General features: G+C 61.4%; 4 protein-coding genes. All 4 read left to right on the plus strand.

Annotated elements, in window-relative coordinates; translation table 11 throughout:
• Nucleotides 1–86: 86 nt before the first annotated feature.
• The 4 genes from HMPREF2630_RS02085 to HMPREF2630_RS02100 all read left to right on the plus strand — a co-directional run bounded on the left by HMPREF2630_RS02085 (nt 87) and on the right by HMPREF2630_RS02100 (nt 4528).
• A complete protein-coding gene (locus HMPREF2630_RS02085) occupies nt 87–566 on the plus strand; it encodes a low molecular weight protein-tyrosine-phosphatase (RefSeq protein WP_246822741.1) in 480 nt (159 codons plus the stop codon).
• Nucleotides 563–1231, plus strand: coding sequence for a nucleoside/nucleotide kinase family protein (locus HMPREF2630_RS02090; protein ID WP_070483179.1), 669 nt, complete (start codon nt 563–565; stop codon nt 1229–1231). The genes HMPREF2630_RS02085 and HMPREF2630_RS02090 overlap by 4 nt, the downstream gene beginning before the upstream one ends.
• Before the next feature lie 915 nt (nt 1232–2146).
• Nucleotides 2147–3412, plus strand: coding sequence for a multidrug effflux MFS transporter (locus tag HMPREF2630_RS02095; RefSeq protein WP_070483181.1), 1266 nt, complete (start codon nt 2147–2149; stop codon nt 3410–3412).
• 213 nt (nt 3413–3625) lie between these two features.
• Nucleotides 3626–4528, plus strand: a complete 903-nt coding sequence (locus HMPREF2630_RS02100; RefSeq protein WP_070483183.1) for an aminotransferase class IV — start codon at nt 3626–3628, stop codon at nt 4526–4528.
• Nucleotides 4529–4853: the final 325 nt, after the last annotated feature.

Below are 4853 nucleotides of genomic sequence, written 5' to 3' on the forward strand. Positions count from 1 at the left end.
CCGCGCCGCCCACAAAGCCACTGCAAGCACCCGCCGCGCCCAACCATCCACCACCCCACCGATACACTAGAACCATGTACCGAATCATGACTGTCTGCACCGGCAACATCTGCCGCTCCCCCGTCGGCGAATACCTCATCCGCCAGCACGCCCAAGAAGCCGGCGTGCCCGTCACCGTCACCTCCAGCGGCATCAGCAACGAAGAAGAAGGCAACCACATCGACCCGCGCGCCGCCGCGCAGCTCACCAGCCGCGGTATCGACCCGTCCGCGCACCGCGCCAGCGTCTTCACCGTCGAGGACTTCGACCGCAACGACCTCATCCTCGCCATGGACGCACCCCACTACCTGCGCCTCAAAGCCCTCGCCCGCAACGAGGCCGACAAAGCCAAGATCCGCATGATGCGCAGCTTCGACCCGAAGGTCACCACCACCCACCTGGACCAGCTCGGCATCTACGACCCCTGGTACGGTAGCGAACGTGACTTCGTGTACACCACCGGCCTCATTGACGCCGCCGCGCGCGGCCTCATCAACCACCTCAAGCAGGAAGGCGACGCGCAGTGAGTCAGCGTATTCCCCTGAACCAGAACCGCCGCGTCACCGGCACCACCGAAATCCTTGAGCTCTGCAAAGACATGCTGCGCCTGGAGCACGGCATCGGCAACGACTTTGACATGGACACCGCCGAATTCACCGAATTCCGTGCCCAGTTCCTCGCCGACTTCGCGCAGATTCCGCTGATCATCGGCGTTGACGGCCGCAGCGGCACCGGCAAAACCAGCCTCGCCACGCAGCTTGAGCAGGAGCTCACCGCCGCCGGCCACAGCGTGCACGTGCTGCACCTGGACGACTTCTACCCCGGCTGGGACGGCCTCTTCGACGGCGTGGAGGCGTGGGACGCGCTATCCGTGCAGCTCACCGAAGGCATTGCCGGAACCTACACCCCCTGGGATTGGGAGGCGGGCGCACCCGGTGAGGAGCGCACCGTCGACCCGGCGGCTACGCAGGTCATCATCTGTGAGGGTGTCGGCGCGATTGCTGGTGCTTGCGAGGTGCGTATTCTCGCCACCGCCCCGGACGAGGTGCGTTACGAACGCGCCATGGCTCGTGACGGTGACACGTTCCGCCCGCACTGGGAACGCTGGACGGCACAGGAGGAGGCGCTGCTCGCCGAAATCCCGGAGGACTACGCGACCGTGGACTTCATCTACGACAGCGCAGCGCAGTAACAGCCGCCTACAAGGCAGTAGGGCCCAATGCTTCGTGTATCTCGAAGCAGTGGGCCCTACGGCTATTTAGAGGCAGTTTTATTCAGGCGCTGTTTTATTCGGGCATGGGAGCCGGGCTAGCGGATTCCATGCGGTCTTTATCCCAGTAGGTTGAGGTATTGCTCGGCGCGTGCGTGGAGGCAGTGCCGTCTTTTTCGTTACCCGGCTTGTTGTTAGAAAGCACAGCAAGGACTACGAGCAAGACACAAACTATAAGCAGCAGGATGCATAGCAAATATTTGTAATAGTGGTTGCGCATCTGAGGTTGCCCCTCCGGTCGTATCGCGTGGTATGACCAACGTAAGTTAAGCGGTCGCCCCTAGCAATGTTTCTCAAAAATATTTCTCAAATATTTCTACATGGGCTGGGGGGACTGAGCGGCAGGCTAAAACAAACCGCGAAAGGGGCGGTGTTATCTCTCCAACGGAGCGTGGATAACACCGCCCTTTTGCTCCAGTATGCGTAGGGTGTAGCCACGTTTTCCGGAAGCGCCCTCAGGGTGTCGTACAGACGCTCTCCGCAGCGAAGCAAGGAGAGGCGGAGCGTCTGTGCGACGGGTGCCCCTGCGTAGGCGCGGAGGAAATATGTGGCGTACCCTCCCCCCCCCTTACCTCTGTAGGAACGAGGGCGAGCGCCGCCTTCCAAGCCAACCAGCAACCCAACCAAGCGCAAAGGAACCACGCGGAGCCCTCCCAACCCGGCTCAAAAAAGTCAAACGTTTTAACTTACGAAGCCGCCCCCGATTCTGCTACCGTGGAAAAGTTGTGCCTCCAGCCTGCGCAAACTCCTCCCCGGAGCGGTACTACCACATCCACGTCTTGTAGAGCCGCAGGCGCCGTTGCACGCGCATCACACAGAAAGAAAAAACTAAGACATATGTCTTCGAAGTCGACTAAGACCTCATTCGGGCTATCGCCCATTTTTATCGTAGTTCTGGCGCTGCTGACCGCTATCGCGCCGCTCGCCACGGACATGTACCTGGCGGCGTTGCCCGCAGTCGCTGAGAATCTGAACACCACCAGCACGAACGCATCCCTGACGTTGAGCGGGTTCATGGTGGGTATGGCGCTCGGCCAGCTGGTCGTGGGTCCGCTGTCTGATAAGACGGGCCGCCGCAAGCCGCTGCTGATTGGTGCGGTCATCTGTTTTATCGCGACGGTGGCGTGTGGTTTCGCGCCGAATATTGAGCTGCTGATTTTTGCGCGTTTCATGATGGGCTTCACCGGTTCGATCGGTGCGGTGCTGGCGCGTTCCATCGTGACTGATACGACTCAGGGTCTGGCGACCGCTAAGCTCATGGGCATCATGATGATGATTAACGGCTTCGCGCCGGTGCTTGCGCCGCTGTTTGGTGGTTGGGTGCTGTCGTGGGGTAGCTGGCGCGATATTTTCCACGTGCTTGGCGTGGTCACCGCAATCATGATGCTTGGCGTGGTCTTCGTGGTGAAGGAGACCCTGCCCGTGGAGGAGCGCTACCAGGGCACCGCCCTGAGCGTGTACTCGGAGCTGCCGCAGGTGTTTAAGGTGCGCCGCTACATGGGTTTCATGCTGACCATGTGCTTCGCGTTTGGTGCGCTGTTCTCGTATATTTCCGGTTCGACGTTTGTGCTACAGAAGATTCTGGGCCTGTCCGAAACCCAGTTCACGATTGTGTTCGGTGTGAACTCGCTGGGCATTGTGCTGTTCAGCGCGATTGCAACGAAGCTGGTTGGTCGTGTGGCGCAGCGCCGCATTGTGAATGTCGGCGTGATTAGCATGCTGGTGGTGTCTTCGCTGCTGTTGGTTAGCTTCCTTGTCGGTATTTCGCTGGTGCCGACGCTGGTTCTGCTGTTCCTGCTAACCAGCTCGTGCGGCCTGATTTTTGGTAATGCTTCGGCGTTGGCGTTGAACGAGGCGCGCCACATGGCGGGTAGTGCTTCGGCGGTGATGGGTACGGTTCAGGCGATGCTGGGTGCGTTGGCGGCGCCGTTGGTGTCGTTTGCGGGTGAGCATGAGTACCTGCCGATGGGCTTCTCCATTTTTGGTTTCGCGGTCCTGACGGCGCTGGTGCTGTGGACTACGCCGCGTAAGGATTCGGACTACTCGGCTGACGGTTTGAGCCACGGCGCTGGTGAAGGTCAGGGCGCGCCGGCGGGCCACTAGCCGTTCACAAATACATATCTGTACGCATGCCCAGGAGGGGCGGTGTTATCCGTAAGCGACATCAGGGTGTCCGAAGCGAAGCGAGGACGGGTGCCCCTGTAGGAGCGTGGATAGCACCGTCCCTTCTGCATGTCTCGTCCATCTGCCACTGTAGGAACGAGGGCGAGTACCGTCATCCCGCGCTGGTTAGCGACGCGAACGTACAATAAAACTATGTCTAGTACCGTAATTCTTCTGAACGAGCAGAACCCGCAGGGCATCTTCGTCGACCCGTCCGTGCCCCTCATCAGCGTTGATGATCAGGGCTTCACCCGCGGCGACGGCGTCTTCGAGACCATGCTGTCCGTCAACCGTCGCGTGCGTAAGCTCGGCATGCACCTGTCCCGCCTCGAGTCGTCGGCGCGCATGCTGGATTTGCCCGACCCGGAACCCGAGATTCTGCGTTCGGCGGTGGAGCGCCTCATGCGTGAGGCGACCGCCGGTGCCGAGACTGCGCTGGGCGAAGAGCACATCGTGAAGATTATTATTTCGCGCGGCCCCACCCAGGCGGTGACTTCCATGCAGCCGGGCCCGTACACGCTGATTATGGCGTCGCCGGTGCCTGCATCTATCGTGAAGCGCCGCACCGAGGGCGTGAAGGCGATGCTTCTGCCGCGCGGCCATGAGCCGATGGATAATAGCGCCTACCCGTGGCTGCTGGCGGGTGCGAAGACCCTCTCCTACGCGGTGAACATGGCGGTCCTGCGGTACGTGCAGGAGCGCGGCGCGGACGACGCTATCTTCATCACCGACGAGCGTCGCGTGCTAGAGGGCGCCACCTCCTCGGTGCTGGTCGCCAAGATTGAGGACGGCAAGAAGGTGCTGTACACGCCCGAGCCGAGCCACGGCATCCTGCCCGGTACCACGCAGGGCGCAGTGTTCGAGGCGGCGCGCCAGGCCGGTTGGGAGCTGGGTTTCGGCCCTCTCTACCCGCAGGATTTGTTCGAGTCGGACGGCGTGTGGTTGGCGTCGTCGGTGCGTCTGATTGCGCCGGTGACTCACCTGAACGGCACGGCGCTGGCGCATGACCCGGAGCTGACCGCCACGCTGTTGAGCTACCTAGCGCAGCAGAGCTAAACGCGTACACAAAGGGACGGTATTATCCGTAGCGAGGATGGTGCCGTCCCTTTGCGCTGTCTGCAGACTGAGTGCGGAGGTGTTTGTACCTTCCTGAAGCGACATCAGGGTGCCCGAGCTCTGCGAGGGCGGGTGCCCCTGTAGGAGCGAAGGAAGAGTACAAGCGCCTCCCTACTCATGCCCCAAGTGGAGCTAGGCGCGGAGGAAATATGCGGCACCCCGCCTCCCTGTAGGAGCGATGGCGAATACCGTCTCCCTCTGGGCTGTCTGCAAGTGGTTGCCGGAGGCGCCGTACCTTCCTGAAGCGACATCAGGGTGCCCGAGC

Origin of the sequence: Rothia sp. HMSC072B03, assembly GCF_001809565.1 — a bacterium.
In the GTDB taxonomy this organism is placed as follows: Bacteria; Actinomycetota; Actinomycetes; order Actinomycetales; family Micrococcaceae; genus Rothia; species Rothia mucilaginosa_A.